This is a genomic window from Microbacterium sp. STF-2 (genome assembly GCF_034650155.1).
In the GTDB taxonomy this organism is placed as follows: domain Bacteria; phylum Actinomycetota; class Actinomycetes; order Actinomycetales; family Microbacteriaceae; genus Microbacterium; species Microbacterium maritypicum_A.
Map to the genome: position 1 here is coordinate 2,700,521 of NZ_JARKMW010000001.1, position 18,130 is coordinate 2,718,650.

The 18,130-nt window shown below is 68.8% G+C and carries 17 protein-coding genes; 14 read left to right on the forward strand and 3 right to left on the reverse strand.

The genetic code is table 11. The annotated features are described in order from the left end of the window. Positions 1-17 precede the first annotated feature (17 nt). From MicroSTF_RS13065 to MicroSTF_RS13080, 4 genes are all read left to right on the forward strand, one after another. A complete protein-coding gene (locus MicroSTF_RS13065; protein WP_036271531.1) occupies positions 18-1,229 on the forward strand; it encodes a class I SAM-dependent methyltransferase in 1,212 nt (403 codons plus the stop codon). Positions 1,230-1,582: 353 nt separating this feature from the next. Beyond that, a complete protein-coding gene (locus MicroSTF_RS13070) occupies positions 1,583-2,884 on the forward strand; it encodes a quaternary amine ABC transporter ATP-binding protein (protein ID WP_021200153.1) in 1,302 nt (433 codons plus the stop codon). Next, entirely contained in the window at positions 2,884-3,879 is a 996-nt protein-coding gene (locus tag MicroSTF_RS13075) for a proline/glycine betaine ABC transporter permease (protein WP_322956142.1), read from the forward strand. Before MicroSTF_RS13070 ends, MicroSTF_RS13075 begins: the two co-directional genes overlap by 1 nt. Positions 3,880-3,931: 52 nt before the next feature. Continuing rightward, a complete protein-coding gene (locus MicroSTF_RS13080) occupies positions 3,932-4,840 on the forward strand; it encodes a glycine betaine ABC transporter substrate-binding protein (protein ID WP_322956144.1) in 909 nt (302 codons plus the stop codon). Between the two features lie 97 nt (positions 4,841-4,937). Here the strand turns inward: MicroSTF_RS13080 and MicroSTF_RS13085 are convergent, their stop codons facing one another. Continuing rightward, complete coding sequence (locus tag MicroSTF_RS13085) at positions 4,938-5,825, reverse strand: MurR/RpiR family transcriptional regulator (protein ID WP_322956146.1); 888 nt, start codon at positions 5,823-5,825, stop codon at positions 4,938-4,940. A gap of 103 nt (positions 5,826-5,928) precedes the next feature. Between MicroSTF_RS13085 and MicroSTF_RS13090 the strand changes: the two genes are divergently transcribed. The 6 genes from MicroSTF_RS13090 to MicroSTF_RS13115 are packed head-to-tail and all read left to right on the forward strand — an operon-like array spanning position 5,929 to position 12,241. Further along, positions 5,929-7,113, forward strand: a complete 1,185-nt coding sequence (locus MicroSTF_RS13090) for a C45 family autoproteolytic acyltransferase/hydolase (RefSeq protein ID WP_021200157.1) — start codon at positions 5,929-5,931, stop codon at positions 7,111-7,113. A gap of 34 nt (positions 7,114-7,147) precedes the next feature. Beyond that, the gene (locus MicroSTF_RS13095; RefSeq protein WP_136024581.1) at positions 7,148-8,791 is read left to right on the forward strand and encodes an ABC transporter substrate-binding protein; all 1,644 of its coding nucleotides are present in this window, start codon (positions 7,148-7,150) and stop codon (positions 8,789-8,791) included. A gap of 5 nt (positions 8,792-8,796) precedes the next feature. Continuing rightward, complete coding sequence (locus MicroSTF_RS13100) at positions 8,797-9,747, forward strand: ABC transporter permease (RefSeq protein WP_322956149.1); 951 nt, start codon at positions 8,797-8,799, stop codon at positions 9,745-9,747. Beyond that, on the forward strand, positions 9,744-10,592 hold the full coding sequence (locus MicroSTF_RS13105) for an ABC transporter permease (RefSeq protein ID WP_021200160.1): 849 nt from the start codon (positions 9,744-9,746) through the stop codon (positions 10,590-10,592). The genes MicroSTF_RS13100 and MicroSTF_RS13105 overlap by 4 nt, the downstream gene beginning before the upstream one ends. A gap of 3 nt (positions 10,593-10,595) precedes the next feature. Continuing rightward, positions 10,596-11,390 carry an ABC transporter ATP-binding protein gene (locus tag MicroSTF_RS13110; RefSeq protein ID WP_136024583.1) on the forward strand — a complete coding sequence of 265 codons (795 nt, stop codon included), beginning with the start codon at positions 10,596-10,598 and terminating at the stop codon, positions 11,388-11,390. Beyond that, positions 11,387-12,241, forward strand: a complete 855-nt coding sequence (locus MicroSTF_RS13115) for an ABC transporter ATP-binding protein (RefSeq protein ID WP_322956153.1) — start codon at positions 11,387-11,389, stop codon at positions 12,239-12,241. The genes MicroSTF_RS13110 and MicroSTF_RS13115 overlap by 4 nt, the downstream gene beginning before the upstream one ends. Positions 12,242-12,247: 6 nt before the next feature. On the opposite strand, the gene MicroSTF_RS13120 is transcribed toward MicroSTF_RS13115, so the two are convergent. After that, a complete protein-coding gene (locus MicroSTF_RS13120) occupies positions 12,248-13,525 on the reverse strand; it encodes a sensor histidine kinase (RefSeq protein ID WP_322956155.1) in 1,278 nt (425 codons plus the stop codon). A 5-nt stretch (positions 13,526-13,530) separates the two neighbouring features. Further along, entirely contained in the window at positions 13,531-14,196 is a 666-nt protein-coding gene (locus MicroSTF_RS13125) for a response regulator transcription factor (RefSeq protein ID WP_021200164.1), read from the reverse strand. Positions 14,197-14,332: 136 nt separating this feature from the next. Here MicroSTF_RS13125 and MicroSTF_RS13130 point away from each other — a divergent pair, with 136 nt between their 5' ends. From MicroSTF_RS13130 to MicroSTF_RS13145, 4 genes are read left to right on the forward strand one after another with little or no spacing between them, the layout of a single operon-like run. Further along, positions 14,333-15,091 (forward strand): hypothetical protein, encoded by a 759-nt coding sequence (locus tag MicroSTF_RS13130; RefSeq protein ID WP_322956158.1) that lies wholly within the window; start codon positions 14,333-14,335, stop codon positions 15,089-15,091. After that, positions 15,088-16,143 (forward strand): peptidoglycan-binding protein, encoded by a 1,056-nt coding sequence (locus MicroSTF_RS13135; protein ID WP_081859691.1) that lies wholly within the window; start codon positions 15,088-15,090, stop codon positions 16,141-16,143. Before MicroSTF_RS13130 ends, MicroSTF_RS13135 begins: the two co-directional genes overlap by 4 nt. Next, positions 16,140-16,850, forward strand: coding sequence for an ABC transporter ATP-binding protein (locus MicroSTF_RS13140; RefSeq protein WP_021200167.1), 711 nt, complete (start codon positions 16,140-16,142; stop codon positions 16,848-16,850). Before MicroSTF_RS13135 ends, MicroSTF_RS13140 begins: the two co-directional genes overlap by 4 nt. After that, on the forward strand, positions 16,847-18,055 hold the full coding sequence (locus MicroSTF_RS13145) for an ABC transporter permease (RefSeq protein WP_029258842.1): 1,209 nt from the start codon (positions 16,847-16,849) through the stop codon (positions 18,053-18,055). The genes MicroSTF_RS13140 and MicroSTF_RS13145 overlap by 4 nt, the downstream gene beginning before the upstream one ends. The last annotated feature ends 75 nt before the right edge of the window (positions 18,056-18,130 follow it).

The following is an 18,130-nucleotide window of genomic DNA, read 5'->3' on the forward strand; positions in this document are numbered from 1 at the left end:
CCGCGTACAGTGGGCTGGTGCCGGAGTTCCCCTACAGCCGCCTGCGCCGCTGGCCCGACGTCGAGGCGGACAACCTCCAGGCTCATGACGCGACCGATCTGCTGCTCGTCGAACGGGCGCTCGCGCTCGATGTCGCCGGCTCCGAGACCGTGGTGATCGGTGAGGAGTACGGTGCGATCACCCTCGCTCTCGTCGCCGCCGGGAGACACGGCATCCGCGTACATCAGGACCTCGCGACCGGTCGGCGGGCTCTGCTGCGCAACGCCGAGGAGCTCGGACTCTCCGTCGCGGACGGCCGAGACGGAGACGAGGACGCCCCGGTGCGGCGCGTCGCCCCGCAACACGCCGAGGGTAAGTCGGATGGTCTGGGTTTCGGCCGACCGTTCCACCTCCGCGAGCTCGATGCCGAACTGCTCACCGGCGCGAAACTGGTGCTGCTGCAGCTGCCGAAGGCGCTCGCGGAGCTCGAGGAGATCGCGGATGCGGTCGCCCGCTGGGCGGCTCCCGACGTGGTGCTCGTCGCCGGAGGGCGGGTGAAGCACATGACCCTCACGCAGAACGAGGTGCTGGGACGCAGCTTCGCGCGGGTTCAGCCCCAACGCGCCGAGCGGAAGTCGCGTCTGATCGTGGCGTCGGAAGCCCTGCCGGTCCCGGTCGATCCGCCGTACCCCGTGACCGCGCAGCATGACGGGCTGACCTTGGTCGCCCATGGCGGAGCCTTCGCGGGCGCGCGCCTCGACATCGGCACGCGTGTGCTGCTCGACGCGCTCCGTGCTCAGCCGCCGGCCGCCGCGCCACGCGTGCTCGATCTCGGCTGCGGCACGGGAGCGCTCGCCGTCTCGTACGCGCTCGCTCACCCCGATGCACGTGTGACGGCGACCGACCGATCCGCCGCCGCTGTGGCATCCGCGCAGGCGACGGTCGCCGCGAACGGCGTCGCCGACCGGGTCACGGTCACCCATGACGACGCGGCCTCCGAGCTGCCGGACGCCTCCTTCGACGTGATCCTGCTGAACCCGCCGTTCCACCTCGGCGCGAGCATCCACACGGGGGCGGCGACCCGCCTGTTCGAGGCCGCGGCACGCCTGCTCCGACCGGGCGGCGAACTCTTCACCGTCTACAACTCTTCGCTCGCGTACCGCCCCGAACTCACCCGGCTGGTCGGTGCGACGGTGCAGGTGGAACGTACACCGAAGTTCACCGTGACACGCAGCATCCGCGGCTCCTGAGAGGGCGATTCCGGCCTGCCGCCAGCCACGCGGAGGGATTGTTGAATACCCGTGCAATTCCCCGGTCAGCGACGGAAACCCGAGCGCGCCGCGGACCCAGGATTTGCCCCTGATCGGCCATTTCGTTACGTTGGAACGTGGGCCTGACGGCCCGAAGACCAGTCCGCGACCACGTCCTTCTTTCGATGAGCTGTGCTGCGAAGAGGCGTGGACGTACGGTCGATGCTCTATCGCGGCGGATCCGAAATCCGCCGTCTGTGCCGCCACAGCGAACACGTCGAACGGCCCCGAGAGCCTCACCCGGGCGTAACCGAAGCAGGCTCAGCCACCCGAAGGCGAGCCGCGGGGGAAACGTGTCCGAAATCGCTCTCGAAGCGCGCCATCTGTACAAGGTTTTCGGTAAGAATCCGAACACCGCCGTCCGTCGATTGAAAGCCGGTGAGAGCCGTGCCGCCGTCGCGGATGCCGGTACCGCGGCGGTCATCGACGCCAGCTTCACCGTCAACCGCGGTGAGATCTTCGTCATCATGGGGCTGTCCGGATCGGGCAAGTCCACCATCATCCGCATGCTCAACGGCCTGCACGACGTCACCGACGGCACCGTCACCGTCAACGGCGACCCGATCACGGGCATCCCGTCATCGAGGCTCCGCGAGATCCGTCGTGACCGCATCTCGATGGTGTTCCAGCACTTCGCACTGCTGCCGCACCGCTCGGTCGCCGCGAACGTCGCCTACCCGCTCGAGCTCAAGGGCACTCCCAAGGCCGAGCGTCTGGCCAAGGCGGAGGAGATCCTCTCCCTGGTCGGCCTCGAGGGCCAGGGCGAGAAGCTCCCCTCCGAACTCTCCGGCGGAATGCAGCAGCGCGTGGGCATCGCCCGTGCGCTCGCCGCCGACAGCGACATCCTGTTGATGGACGAGGCGTTCAGTGCCCTCGACCCGCTGATCCGCCGCGAGATGCAGGAGCAGCTGCTCGAACTGCAGCAGAAGCTGCAGAAGACGATCGTCTTCATCACCCACGACCTGAACGAGGCCATGTTCCTGGGCGACCGCATCGCGGTCATGCGCGACGGCCGTATCGTGCAGATCGGCACGCCGGAGGACATCCTGATGGACCCGGCCAACGACTACGTCGAGCAGTTCGTGCAGGACGTCGACCGCGCTCGCGTGCTCACCGCCGCGAACGTGATGGAGCGCCCGCGCCCCGTCGTGCCGCACACCGCCGGCCCCCGCACGGCGCTGCGGCAGATGCGCGACGCGTACATGTCGGCCACCTACGTCGTCGGCCGCGACCGGCAGCTCGTGGGCGTCGTGACCGACCGGGATGCGGTCAAGCTCGTGCGCAACGGCGCGACCACCCTCGATTCGATCATCAAGCCCGTGCTGCAGAGCGTGCGCGAGGACGACGTGCTGATGAACCTCTTCGTCCCCGCCGTCGAGTCTCCGCTGCCGCTCGCCGTGATCGACGCCGACGGCCGTCTCGTGGGTGTGATCCCGCGCGTCACCCTGCTCGCCGCCCTCGGCCCCGGGCCCGGCGCAACCGAGGAGATCACCCTGCCGATGATGCCGATGCCCCAGGCCGAGATCGATGCCGTGCTCGATGACGGGTGGACCGCCGACCCGGTCGACGCCCCGACCACGGAGGAGGTGCGCTGATGGATGGCTTCCGCATTCCCATCGGAACCTGGATCGAGTCCGCTGTCGACTGGATCAAGGACAACCTCGACGGCCTGCTCGATGTGATCTCGTTCGTGATGAGCTTCCTCGTCGACGGTCTCACCCGAGCGCTCCTCGCCCCGAACTTCGTGGTCATCATCGTGATCGCCGCACTCATAGCCTGGGTCGTGCGCTCGTGGCAGCTCGCGATCGGCACGATCATGTCGTTCGCGCTGATCGTGGGGATGGACCTCTGGGTCCCCGCCATGCAGACTCTCGCCTTGGTGCTCGTCGCCGCCGTGATCGCGGTACTGATCGCCGTGCCGCTCGGCATCTGGTCGGCGCGCAACGCCACGGTGCGCGCGGTGCTCAAGCCCGTGCTCGACTTCATGCAGACCATGCCGGCGTTCGTGTACCTGATCCCCGCGATCGTGTTCTTCGGCATCGGCGTGGTGCCAGGCCTGGTGGCCACCGTGATCTTCGCGCTGCCTCCGGGCGTGCGCCTGACCGAGCTCGGCATCCGTGGCGTCGACTCCGAGACCGTCGAGGCGGGACAGGCCTTCGGTGCGAAGCCCGGCCAGATCCTGCGCGGTATCCAGCTGCCGCTCGCGATGCCGACCATCATGGCCGGCGTCAACCAGGTCATCATGCTCGCACTGTCGATGGCGGTCATCGCGGGTATGGCCGGCGCGGACGGTCTCGGGAAGATGGTCGTCGAGGCGATCTCGACGATCAACATCCCGAAGGGCGTGGAGGCCGGCCTCGGCGTCGTGCTGATCGCGGTCTTCCTCGACCGCGTCACCGCGGCGCTGGGCGCGCCGGGCGAGAACCGGTCGTCGCTGCTCGGCATGATCGAGCGTCGACGCACTCCGAACGGTGGCGGAACAGCATCCGCTCCCGCTCCCGAGGTCATCGAGCAGCAGGATGCCGCGGCTGCGGCGGAACGTGCCGAAGTCGCTCCGCGACGCAACGCCGTCGGTGGCGGAGTGCACTGACTCACACCCCTACGAAACAACACCCATACGGAACGCAAGAGAGAGAAATCACATGAAGAAGAAGATCCTCGCAATCACAGCGCTCGGTGCCGCAGCGGCGCTCACCCTCGCCGGATGCAGCGGCGACGGCGCGGGCGGCACGGGCGGCGGCGACGGCTCGGCCGACGACAAGGGCACGATCACGCTGGGCTTCCTGCCCTCGTGGACCGACGGCCTCAGCACCGCATACCTGCTGCAGGACCAGCTCGAGAAGATCGGCTACACGGTCGAGATGAAGACGCTCACCGAGGCGGGACCGCTCTACACCGGACTCGCGCAGGGTGACGTCGACATGTACCCGTCGGCGTGGCCCGAACTCACCCACGCCTCGTACATGGAGAAGTACGGCGACGACATCGAGGATCTGGGCAAGTACTACGAGAACGCCAAGCTCACGCTCGCCGTGCCCGAGTACTCCGAGCTCACCTCGATCGAGGACCTCGTGGGCAAGGGTGCCGAGTTCGACGGCAAGATCTACGGCATCGAGCCGGGCGCCGGTCTCACCGCCCAGACCCAGAAGATGATGCCCGAGTACGGACTCGACAGCGAGTACGAACTCGTGACCTCGTCGACCGCGGCCATGCTCACCGAGCTGAAGACCGCGACCGACAAGCAGGAGGACATCGTCGTGACGCTGTGGCGTCCGTTCTGGGCCAACGATGCCTTCCCCGTGAAGGACCTCGAAGACCCGAAGGGCGCCATGGGCAAGGCCGAGGGCCTGCACTTCCTGGGCACCAAGGGCTTCGCGGAGGAGTTCCCCGATGCCGCTGAGCTGATCGAGAAGATCAAGCTCGACGACGCGCAGTACGGCGCACTCGAAGACCTCGTGGTGAACGAGTACGGCGAGGGCAAGGAAGCCGACGCGGTCGACGCGTGGCTGAAGGAGTACGGCGACCAGTTCGACTGGGCCGTCACCAGCTGACGCGAACCCGCCTCAGAGGTGTGCTCCGGTCGCACTTCCTGCCGCTTCCCGGTCCGCCGGGCGACAGGAAGGGCGACCGGAGCTTCTGCGTGGGGGCTCAGTAGCCCAGTCGTGCCCGAACGTCGTTGAGCAGCTGTGAAGAACGCAGTGCCGCATCGGGGGCGACGGCGGAGATGCCCTGGACCAGCACGTCCGAGATCAGGATCGCCGAGAGGCTCTCGGAGGTCAGCCCTGTGGGGGTGTGCGGTGCGGTCAGGATCGCGTCGACACGGGAGGAGAGCCTCTCGTGGAGCTCGTCGGTCACGAGGATGACGCCGGCGCCCATCAACTGCGCGTGGTCCAGGAGCACATCGATGTCGCGGGTGACCCGTCCAGGCGCGAAGATGACGAGGACGTCCTTCGCCCCGAGGTTCAGGACCTCGTCTGCGAGGCGGAATCCGTCGGTGCTGAGCCGTCGAGTGGAGAGTCCCGTGCGTCGTAGGCGCAGTGCGAGGTTCTCGGCGGCGATCCCGGAGGCGCCGAGGCCGTAGCAATAGATGCTCTCGGCGCGCATGAGCAGCGTGATGGCGGCGGAATACGCGTCGTCGTCGTTCGAGCTGCGGGCGAGTTCGATGAGCGACGCCGCCTCATCCCAGGTCTCCTGCTGGATGCGGGCGAGATCCTGGCCGATGTGCTCGATGCGGGTCTTGAGGCGCACCTCGGGCGAGACGCTGCTCGAGAACGGAGCGGCCACCTCCTGCTTCAGATGTGAGAGGCCCGAGTATCCGAGCTTCTGCAGGGTGCGCACGACGGAGGCGTTCGAGGTGCCGCTCTGGGTGCCCAGTTCGGCGGCGCTCGCATAGAGGATGTGCTCGGCTGACGTCGATGAGAGCACGCGGCAGACGGCACGTTCGGATTTCGAGAGATCGTTCCACGTCCTGGTGATGCGCGCGCGGAGGCCGGAGAGCGCGGGGTTCTCTGTATCGCTTGTTACAAACGGTTCCATTGCTGTATCATTCTGTTCGAGAGGCGCATCATCCGTAACGGATGATTCAATCATCTCGGGTGCAACCACATTGCGCAACAGGCGCACCTGACAGGGAGGTCACATGGCGGCCATGACACCGATCCGCACGATCGAGATCAGTGGGGCGCCCCGCGAGCGCGGGCGCCGATACGGCGAGGCCGCCGCCGACCTCATCGCCGGCTCGATCGAGTACTACACGGAAGCGCTGACCCAGCAGACCGGCATGAGCTGGGCCGCGATCACGGATTCCGTCTCGCGATGGGTTCCGATCAGCGAGCAGATCGCGCCGCACCTCGTCGAGGAGATGCGGGGGATCGCGGAGGGGGCGGGTGTCGCCTTCGCCGAGATCGTCACGCTGAACGTGCGCGGCGAGTTCGTCTACGACCACCAGGGACCGTCGCGAGTCACGAGCACCACGGCCCGTGCCGCCGACGACGAGCGCGACGACGCCGTCGACGGATGCACGTCGTTCTTCCTGACGGGTGAGGGCAGCGGCACCGGTCACACGCTCGTCGGGCAGAACTGGGACTGGCGCACGCGCACCGCGGGAACGACCCTCATCGTCCGCGTCGTGCAGGATCCGCTTCCCACGGTGATCATGCAGGTGGAAGCCGGGCAGGTGGGACGCCACGGTGCCAACTCCGCCGGCATCTCGTTGAACGCCAACGGGCTCGGGGGGAGCTTCGGAGCGGCGGTCGGCGTGCCGCAGACCCTGATCCGCCGACTCGTGCTCGATCAGGGCGATATCGCGAGCGCGCTCAGGATGCTGGTCAAGACCCGTCCCCATATCGCGAGCAATGCGCTCCTCGCCGACCGCAGCGGATTCGGCATCGACCTCGAGACCACGCCGAGCGGCGTGGACTGGATCTATCCCGAACGCGGCGTGATCGCGCACACCAACCACTTCCAGGCGTCCGTGCCGCCGCAGCTCGCCGGGTCCTACCTTCCGGTGGCAGCGGATTCGCTGCTTCGTCTGCCGCGTGTCCAGGCCGGGCTGGCGGCGGTCGCTCGTGCGGAGAACCCCGAACAGAGCTACGCGCTCGTGCGTGAGGCGATGTCGGATCACCTCGGCTTCCCCGAGGGTGTCTGCACGCATCCGCATCCCGACTCCCCCTCGGTGAAGCAGTGGTCGACGCTCCTCTCGAGCTGTGTCGACCTCACCACCGGCGAGTACCGCGTCGCGAACGGATTCCCCTGCGAGACCGAGTACGAGGTGCTGCCCTGGAACCTCTACGACGGCCCGCACGTCGAACTCCCCTCCCCCTGACCGACAGATTGAGAACCCGAGGAGATAGCGTTCAATGAAGAAGCAGCATCACCCCATCACCGTGACGATCGGCGTGCTCGCCGCCTCGGCATTCGTGCTCGCCGGATGCAGTTCGGGCTCGAAGGGCGAAGACGGCGACGCCGCGCTCGACGTGCCTTTCGGCGCGACGACACCCGCCGCCTCCGGCCCGCTCGAGAGCGTGACGTGGATGCTCGGCGGAGAGCCGACGACACTCGATGCCGACATCGATGCGACCACCGCCGACGACACGGTTCTCGCGAACGTCTGCGACCGGCTCATGCAGGTGCAGCCCGACCTGACCCTCGGCCCCGGGCTGGCATCGGACGCCGAGTGGACCGACGACACCCATCTCGTCTTCACCATCAGGCAGGGGGCGCTGTTCCACGACGGCAGCCCCGTGAGCACGGCGGACGTCGTGTGGAGCATGCAGCGCCACTCCGAGGACGGTGCCGCCGAATCCGACGAGTACCGGAACGTGGTCTCGATCGAGCAGACCGGCGCCGACCAGATCACCGTCACGACATCGCAGCCGGATGCGATCCTGCTCCAGGCGATGGCGGGCGATGGCGGTATCGTCTGGAACCCGCGTGTGATCGAAGCCGAAGGAGAGGATTTCGGCAGCCCCGGTTCGGCCTCCGCGTGCAGCGGGCCGTACCAGGTGACGTCGTGGGACGCGGGGTCGCAGCTCACCATCACCAGGTTCCCCGACTACTGGGACTCCGACGTCGACGCCCTCACGGACGAGGTCGTCTTCCGATGGGCCGACGAGACCGCGATAGCCAACTCGGTCACGACCGGTGAGGCCCAGGGGTCGTTCCTCGAGAACGCCGGCGCCGCCCGGAGTTTCATCGGCAGCGCCGACGTGTCCGTCTATCAAGGACCCTCGACGAACGCATGGGTGCTCGAAGCGACCGATCGCGGCGCACTGACGGATGAGCGCATCCGTCAGGCCCTCTCGCTCGCCCTCGACCGGACCGGTGTCGCCACGGCTGCCTTCGGCGGTCTCGCCCAGCCATGGAAGACACCCGTCGGTTCGGGAGCATGGGGATACGAGGTCGACACCTTCGAGCAGGCCTACGACGCTCTCGAGGGCGCGCCCGCGAAGCCGAGCGAGGCCGATCTCGCGGCGGCCAAGGACCTGATCGCCGAGGCCGGCGCCCCTTCCGCCCCGATCGTCGTCGCCTCGAACGGCTCCTCGACGCACAACGTGATCGCGAATGCGCTGGTCGCCGCGGCGCAATCGATCGGGCTCGAGGCGGAGATCACCGTGATCCCGCAGGTGCAGTACGGCGACTTCTACTCCGACCCCGACCTCCGAGGCCAGGCCGATCTGTGGCCCGACGAGTACTACATCTCGAAGAACGACCCCCTCGGCTTCTACAAGAACGGCGCGTCCGATGCGAGCGTGAACTTCGGCGTCTTCTCCGACCCGGAATACGATGCGCTGGTGGACGAGGGCTACGCCGCGACCGATGACGTCGAGCGCGCCGAGATCACGACAGAGCTGCAGAAGCGCTGGGTGGAGCACGCGGTGTGGATCCCGGTCGTCGCGACGCCGTCGACGCTCATCATGTCGAAGACGGTGACGGGTGTCCCCGCCTCTGCGGCGTTCATCTACTACCCGTGGGCCGTCGATCTCGGCAGCGCGAAGGGGTAGTCACGATGCCATTCGCGCTCCGCAAGCTCGCCGGCATGGTCTTCACGCTGGTGATCGCCTCCTTCATCATCTTCGCTGCGATGTACGCAGCGCCGGGTGACCCGGTCACGTTCCTCATCGGCAACCCCGAGAACCTGACCCCGGAGCGGATCGCGAGCGTCCGGGCCCAGTACCACCTGGACGAGCCGATGCTCGTCCAGTACTGGCACTGGGCCTCCGGAGTCCTCACCGGCGACTTCGGACAGTCGTTCCAGTACCACCAGCCCGTGAGCGCGCTCCTGGCGGCGAGGGTGCCCATCACCCTGTCGCTCGTCGCCTACGCGGCCGTCGTGCTCATCGTCGTCGGCATCGGCATCGGCATCGTCGCGGCCGTGCGCCGAGGAAAGGCGGCCGATACCGCCATCATCGGATTCACGACTCTCGCCGCGAGCATCCCCTCCTTCGTGCTGGGAATCGCCTTCGTCGCGTTCTTCGCCGTGGAACTGCGATGGTTCCCCGTGGCAGGTGCGGGGTCCGCTGGACTCGATCGTCTGTATGCGCTCACACTCCCGGCACTCACCCTCGCCATCACCGCGCTCGCCATCGTGAGCCGCGTGACACGACAGTCCATGATCGAGCAGTTCTCCTCGGAGCACGTCGAGGCCGCCCGTGCCTCGGGTCTCCGCGAGCGGTACATCGTGCGCGATCACGTCCTGCGCGGGGCCTGGGGACCCATCATCACCATGGTCGCGCTCGTCATCGCGAGCATGATCGCCGGAACGGTCGCGGTCGAGACGGTGTTCGGGATCTCCGGCGTCGGCTCGCTCCTCGTCGACGCGATCAACACGCACGACTTCCCGGTGGTGCAGGCGGTGCTCCTGTTCATGGTCGTGGCCTACATGATCGTCACGACGATCGTCGATCTGCTCCTTCCCGTGCTCGACCCCCGTATCCGACGAAGGACGGTGTCCGCATGACCTCCGTGATCCTCCCGCGGGTGCGCCGCCGTCGGCGGTCCGGATCCGACCTCGGTTTCTGGATCTCCTGCGGCCTTCTCGCACTCATCGCGGCGGCGGCCGCGTTCGCCCCGCTCCTCGCCCCCTACCAGGCCGACAGCGTCGACTTCGCCGCTATCTGGGAAGGGCCGAGCGCACAGCACCTGCTCGGCACGGACCAGCTCGGACGCGACCTCTTCTCCCGGCTCCTCATCGGAGCGGGTGAAACGCTCGTCGGGCCGGTGGTGCTGCTCGCGCTCGCCACCGTGCTCGGAGTGGCGATCGGTGTCCTGGCGGCGTGGCGGGGCGGATGGATCGATACGGTCCTGGCCCGCGCGACCGACGTGATGTTCGCGTTCCCCGGGCTGCTCTTCGTCGTGCTCGTCATCGCCGTGTTCGGCAAGGGGCCGGCCACGGCGATCGTGGCGCTCGCGCTCGCATACGCGCCGGTCATCGCGAAGTACACGCGCAGCCTGGCCCTGAGCGAGATGACGCGGCCCTACATCGACGCGTACCGGGTTCAGGGGCTCGGCGGCCTGACGATCTGCGTGCGCGGAGTCATCCCGAACCTGCTCCCTCCGCTCGTCGGGTATCTCGTCGTCCTCTTCGGCGAAGCCCTCATGAGTCTCGCGACGCTCAGCTTTCTCGGGTTCGGGGCGCAGCCTCCGAGCTCGGAGTGGGGCCTGATGGTCCAGGAGGGGCAACCCGGAATCATCCAGGGGGAGTTCCTTCCCACGCTCGTCCCCGGTGCCGCCATCGCCATCGTCGTCATCGCGGTGAACGTCGCCGGGGTGCGCGTGGCCGACCGACTGCTTGCGAAGGGATGAAAGATGCTCCTCGACATCCAGGACCTTGACCTGGCCTTCGGCGAAGGAGACGACGCGGTTCGGATCCTCGCCGGTGTCAGCCTCACGGTGGACCGCGGTGAGCTCGTCGGACTCGTGGGAGAGTCGGGCTCGGGCAAGTCCACGACGGCTCGCGCCGTCCTCGCGCTCTACGGCGATGAGGCGTCGATCGAGGGGAGCATCCGCGTCGACGGCACCCAGATGGTCGCCGCCGATGGGAGCACCCGGCGCCGAGTGCGCTCCGATTCCGTCTCGCTGGTGCAGCAGGATCCGCGCGCCGCGCTCAATCCGGTGCGCCGCATCGGGGACTCGCTCACCGAACGACTCGTCCGCGTGCACGGCTGGCGACGAGGTCGCGCCGAGGCGCATATCGTCCAGCTCCTCGCCGCGGTGGGACTCACCCACCCGGAGCGGAGAATGCGACAGTACCCGCATGAGCTCTCGGGCGGCATGCTCCAGCGCGTGGTCATCGCTTCCGCACTGAGCACCGATCCCGCGCTCCTGCTCGCCGATGAGGCGACGAGTGCGCTCGACGTGACGACGCAGGCCGAGATCATCGCGATCTTCCAACGGCAGATCCGCGACCGTGGTCTCGGCATGCTCTTCATCACCCACGACCTGGCGCTCGCCGGAGCGATCTGCGATCGGATCCATGTGCTCCGGCAGGGCGAGATCGTCGAGACGCTGACGACACCGGGGCTGTTCGCGGACGCCGTCCATCCGTACACGCTCTCGCTGATCGCCGCGGCCCCGGTGCTCGACACGAAGGAGGCGTCATGAGTCTGGTGGAGGTCTCCGAGCTGTATCGGGCCTTTCGGATGGGTCCGGGAGCCGAGCGCGTCGTCGCGGTGAACAAAGTGAGCTTCGCCATCGAATCGGGTGAGGCGCTCGGCCTCGTCGGTGAATCGGGTTCGGGCAAGTCGACGATCGCTCGGATCCTCGTCGGTCTGGAACGCGCCGACGCGGGGTCGGCGGTGATCGACGGTGTCGACCGCCTGAGCAGGCCGCGGGGCAGAGCCGAGCGCCGTGCGAGGGCTCGTGCGGTGCAGATGGTGTTCCAGGACCCGAACGGTTCGCTCGATCGACGGCTGACCGTGCGCGAGGCGTTGCGGCGCACCCTGCGTCTGCGGGAACAGGGGGCGGGCGCGCACATCGACCGCACGATCGGAGAGCTGCTGGATCGCGTGCGGCTGACGGAGCGGCACGCCGACGCGAAGCCGCATGAGCTGTCGGGCGGTCAGCGGCAGCGCGTCGCGATCGCGCGCGCACTGGCGGTGTCTCCGCGCCTCGTCGTGCTCGACGAGGCCGTGTCCGCACTCGATGTCTCCGTGCAGGCGCAGGTGCTCGAACTCCTCGCCGAGATCCAGCGCGAGTCGGGGGTGAGCTATCTGTTCGTCAGTCACGACCTCGCCGTCATCCGCGAGCTCTGCTCCCGCGTGCTCGTGCTGTTCCGCGGCACGGTCGTCGAACAGGGAGAGACCGGCCAGGTGCTGAGAAGCCCGCAACACCCGTACTCGCAGCTCCTCATCGCCTCGACGCCCGGCCCGGGGTGGGACCCGGAGCGGGTCGTGCAGGACCGGATGACCTTCACGCAACGCATGGAGGTCGTCGGTCGGGGCGACCGGAGGTAGGTCGGGTCAGAGCGGGAGGACGATCGCGGCGATCAGGCCGCCGCCCTTGCGGGCGCGCAGACGCACCTCGCCGCCATGGGTCTTGGCGATGCTCTGCACGATCGCGAGTCCCAGCCCGGTGCCGTCCGGGCCGGCCGAGGTGCGACTCGCATCGCCGCGGTAGAACGGCTCGGTGAGCAGCTGCACGGTGGCAGGGGTGATCGGCGTCCCGGTGTTCTCGACCTCGATGACGGCTCGTCCGCGTTCCCGCCGGCATCGCACCCACAGCTCACCGCCGGGCACGTTGTGGCGGATGCCGTTCTCGAGCAGGTTGCGCACGGCCCTGGCCAGCAGCACCGCATCGCCCTCGACCGTGAGGTCGCGCAGGTTCGCGTGCACCTCGATCTCCTGGGCGTCGAGGTCGTCGACCTGGTCCTCGATGAGCGTGCTCAACTGCACAGGTTCGACCTCGTCCAGCCCGGTGTGGGCCCGGGCGAGGGCGAGCAGGGCCGTGATGAGACGCTCGCTCTGCTCGGTGGCCCGCAGCGCGCGCTGCATGTTGGCCTGCAGGTCCGCCGGCACCGCCCCCTGTTCGAGCGGGATCTCCAAGGCGGTCCTGGTCGTGGTCAGCGGGGTGCGCAGCTCGTGCGAGGCGTTGGCCACGAAGCGATCCTGCGCGGTGAACGCCGACTGCAGCCGGTCGAGCATCCCGTCGATCGTGTCGCCCAGCTCCTTGATCTCGTCGTCGGGGCCCGGCAGATCGAGGCGGCGCCCGAGGTCGCGCTCCGAGATGTCGCGGGCTGCGGCGGTGACCTCGCCGATGCGGTCAAGTGAGCGCCGTGCGAGCCAGAACGCGATCGCGGCGGCGACACCGGTGAAGGCGACGAGCACCACGATCGACCACAGGAGGAGCCCGCTGCCGACCTCGTCCGCGAGGAACGTCGACTGCTGCAGCACCGCTCCTTCCACGGCGTCGAGTGCGACGGTCTGCATCGGCGTGGCCACCGCGAAGCCGGTGACATCGGCGGTCTCGGCGAAGTAGGCGCATCCGGTGCCGGTCGTGCCGTAGAGGAGATCGCCGCTCTCGGTGAGCGGGGAGACGCCGCTCATGTCGGTGCTGTCCGCGGCCGGCGTCCCCGGTGCGACCTGTGTGACCGAGAGTGCGGGCACGCACGTCGCGGCCGTCGTGTCGATGGCCGAGGCGAACAGCGACTGCACCACCAGGTACTGCACCGAGAGCAGTGCGGCACCCGCGGCGATGAACACGGCCGCGATGGTGACGACCAGCCGGGTGCGGAAGCTCATGCGTCTCATGTCGTCCCCACTCGATACCCGTGCCCTGCCGCGGACTGGACGACCTCGGGAGCCCCGAGCTTGCGGCGCAACGTGTGCACCACGATCTTGACCACGCCTCGGGTGCGCTCGTGCGGCTCGTCCCACACCTCGTCGAGCAGATCGTCGGCGCTGACGTAGCCGCCCTCCGCCGCGAGAAGCGTCTCGAGCACCCCGAACTCCTTGAGCGTGAGGCGGATCGGCGTGCCGTCGCGCTCCACGATGCGCCGCACGACGTCGAGGCGCACCCCGGCGAATTCGAGCACCGCACTCGCGCGCGCGGAGTGTCCGCGGCGGCCGAGAGCACGCAGGCGCGCGAGCAGCTCGACGTACGCGAACGGCTTGGCGAGGTAGTCGTCGGCACCGAGGTCGAGGCCCTCGACGCGGTCGTTGAGGGTGCCGGCGGCGGTGAGCATCAGGATGCGCGCCGGGTACTCCTGCGCCACGAGGGTGCGGCACACGGCATCGCCGCTCAGCACGGGCAGGTCACGGTCGAGCACGATCACGTCCACATCGTTCGATGCGGCGGCGGTCAGGGCGCTCGCCCCATCGCGCGCCACGTCGACGAGGTATCCCTCCCGGCGCAGGCCGTCGGCGAGGGTGTCGGCCAGGTCGGCCTCGTCTTCCACCAGCAGCAGTCGCATGGCACCTCCCGTCTCCGAGGGTGCGCGGTGCGCGGTTAGTTTCCGGTTAGGCGCCGTCATACCCCCAGCAAACCAGCGCATCCGTAGAACTGACTGCACGTCGCGGACGAGCTGCGACCGCGAGAAAGGGAAAGTCATGTTCGACTCGAAAGCACGCCGGTCCATGGTGGTGATGCCCGCTGTCGTGGCGCTCTTCGCGCTCTCTGCGTGCACCGCCCCGTCCGGGGACGACAAGGCGAAGAACGGCGCGAACGATGCGGCCGCTGCGCGGTTCGTGAGCTGCCTGACCGACGAGGGCCAGACGGCGAAGATCGTCGAAGGCGGTCAGGTCGGGCTGCTGATGCCGGATGCTCCCGGTGACGGGGCGATGGGCACGCTGAGCGACAGTACCGCCTCTGCCGGCGCCGGAGAGGAGATGGCGATGACGATGATCTTCACGGACGACGACGGCACGTGGATGGCCTCGACAGCTGCATCCGGCTACCCCGAGGACGGCGGCCAGCGCGCGGCGTGGGAGGCGTGCGAGGAGAAGGTCCCCGAGTTCACGCAGCCGGAGCCGGACATCTCGATGAAGGCGGGCGCCGAGACGCAGATGATCTCCCCCGAGGAGCTCACGGAGGCCGGGCTCGCCTTCGCGTCGTGCGCACGGGACAACGGCTTCACGGACTTCGCCGACCCCGACTCCGACGGCATGTTGACGCTGCCGACGGGCATCACCGAAGACGAGGCGCGCACCCTCCTCGAGGCGTGTGCGGAGAAGGCGGGCGACATGCCGCCCATGTTCACGCAGGAGAGCATCGAAGCCGTCGACTTCGACTGGTTCGCCCTGATGAGCGAATACTTCGAAGGCGCCTTCACCGCGGCGACCGTCATGCCCTCCGGAGGCGAAGAATGAGCCGCCGGGTGACGAAGGTGCTGCTGCCGGTCGGGGTGCTGCTCGTGGCCGCGGCGGTGGCACTCGCAGTGCTGCAGCCGTGGAGCTCGGTGGCCGAGTCTCCGGACGACGCCGAGAAGCCGGTCACCGCCACGGCCGAGCTCACCACGCTGACCTCCGACCTGCGGCTGAACGGCACCCTCAGCTACGGAGCGTCCATCGCGCTGCCGGGGCGCGGGGGGACCATCACACGCCTGCCCACCGCGGGTGAGGTGATCGGCGTCGGCCAGGCGATCTACGAGGTCGACGGGAAGCCGGTGATCGCGATGCGCGGCGACCGTCCGTTCTGGCGCGACCTCGGCGTCGGCGTCGAGAAGGGCCCGGACGTGCGCCAGCTGGAGCAGGCGCTCGCCGACCTCGGCTTCGGCAGGAACATGACGGTGGACGACGAGTTCACCGCGGTCACGGAGACCAACGTCAAGGCCTGGCAGAAGTCGCTCGGGGTGCCGCAGGACGGCATCGTGAAGCTGGGAGACGTGGTCGCGATCACCGCCGCATCGGTGCGCATCGAGTCGGTGAAAGGAAAGCTGGGAGACCCCGCCGGGACGAGTCCGCTGACCTACACCAGCACCACCCTGCGTGTGGTCGCCAAGCTCACCGACGCGCAGGCCCGCGAGATCCTGCCGGGGACCCGGGTGACCGTGGTGCTGCCGGACGGGACGGAGGTGCCCGCGACGGTGACCGCCGTCGACCCCGGTGGTCAGCCGACCGAGAAGGAGGGCGAGACCACGCCCGCCACGGCGAACGTGGAGTTCGACGATCCGGCCGTCGCCGAGGGCATCGGACTGCGTGCGGTCAAGGTCGTGTTCGCGACCTCGGAGGTGAAGGATGCGCTGGTCGTGCCGGTCACCGCCCTGGTGGCGACGACCGACGGAGGCTATGCGGTCGACGTGCTGCGCAAGGGCGGCAAGGTCGAACGGGTCGCCGTGGAGGTCGGACTGATCGCCGACACCAAGGTGCAGGTCACGGGCGGAGACCTCGCTGCCGGCGACGCCGTGGTGGTGGCGCGATGACGCCGGACACCGTGGTCGAGCTCGTCGACGTGATCAAGGAGTATCCGGGAAGTCCGCCGTTGCGCGTGCTGCACGGCATGAGTCTCGCGATCGAGAGCGGAGAACTGGTGGCCGTGGTCGGGGCATCCGGATCCGGCAAGAGCACGATGCTCTCGATCATGGGCACGCTCGACGATCCCACCAGCGGCACCGTGCTGATCGACGGGACGGATGCCGCAGCCCTTGCCGAGCGCGAGCGGGCGGTGCTGCGCGCTCGCCGCATCGGTTTCGTGTTCCAGCAGTTCTTCCTGTTGCCGGCGCTCAGCGCGGTCGACAACGTGGCGCTCGGACTCCTCTACTCGGGAGTGCCTGCTGCGGAGCGCGCGGTGCGTGCCGCGGCCGCCCTGGAACGGGTCGGTCTCGGCGCCCGCATGAAGCACCGGCCCGGGCAGCTTTCCGGCGGGGAGCAGCAGCGGGTGGCCATCGCCCGCGCGATCGTCGGGAATCCGTCGGTGCTCTTCGCCGACGAGCCCACGGGGGCGCTCGACTCCACCACGGGCGACCGCATCCTCGAACTCCTCACCTCGATCGCCGACTCCGGCACTGCGGTCGTGATCATCACTCATGACCCGCACATCGCGGAGCGCACGCAGCGGCAGGTCGGCATCCACGACGGACGCATCGTGAGCGATACGGGCTCACCGGATCGGGAAGAGGTCGCGGCATGAGGCGCCGAGGGGAGCGGATGCCGCGGCTGAGCGTCGCGGACAGCATCCGTACGGCGCTCATCGGACCGCGCAGCCGCAAGATGCGCACGGCCCTGTCGGCGCTCGGCGTCGCCGTGGGCATCGCGGCACTCACCGCCATCACGGGCATCGCCGCGTCGAACCAGGCGGAGCTGCTGGCCAAGCTCGACGCGCTCGGCGCCAACATGATCGTGGTGCAGCCGGGGTACGGGCCGGACAACAAACCGGTCGCACTGCCCGAGACGGCCGGCGGGATGATCGAGCGGGTGACGGGGGTGGAGCAGGTCGGGGTGCTCGAGAAGGTGCCGGACGGTACCGGCGTGTATCGCAACGACCTCATGCCGAAGAGCCAGGGCAACGGGCTGACCGCGTATGCGGCGAGTCCCGACTTCCTCTCGTCGGTGGAGGGATCGGTCGCGAAGGGGTCGTGGTTCGACGAGACCGACCGCTCCCTGCCGGTGACCGTGCTCGGGTCAGCGGCAGCTGCGCGCATGGGCATCACGGAGCCGGGCGTGCGGGTGTGGATCGGCGAGCAGTGGTACACCGTGATCGGGATCCTCGACTCGGCCGGGCTCGCGGAGGACATCGACGCGAGTGCCTTCCTCGGCGATCATTGGGCGGCCGAGCACGTGTCGGCGAAGGGCGATGACACGATCGCCTCGATCTACGTGCGCATGGCCGACGGCGGCACGGGCGAGAAGGTCCGAGACGCGATCGCGCGCGCCGCGAATCCGTCGTCCCCGTATGTGCAGGTGACCGGACTCGGCGACCTCGCCGGGGCGCGGGACACCGCGGATGACTCGCTGTCCGGCCTCGCGGTCGGTCTCGCGGCGATCGCGCTGCTGGTCGGAGGGATCGGCATCGCGAACACCATGGTGGTGGCGGTGCTGGAGCGGCGTGGCGAGATCGGACTCCGGCGGGCGCTCGGCGCGCGTTCGGGTCAGATCGCGGGTCAGTTCGTGGCGGAGGCGATCGTGCTCGGCGGCCTGGGGGGCGTCGCCGGTCTGCTGCTGGGGGCCGCGGGGGTGTTCGTCTACGCCGGCATCCAGGGGCAGGCGGCGACGATACCCCTCGTGGTGCTCGTCGGGGGCCCGGCCGTGGCGCTGGTGGTCGGTGTGATCGCGGGGCTGTATCCGGCGATCAGCGCCGCCCGCCTCTCGCCCACGTCGGCGCTGCGCACGGTGTGAGTGCGCGGTGGGAGGAGATCTCGCGTTCGGGAGGAGATCTCGACCTCGAGGCTCCTCCCGACGCGGAGACCTCCT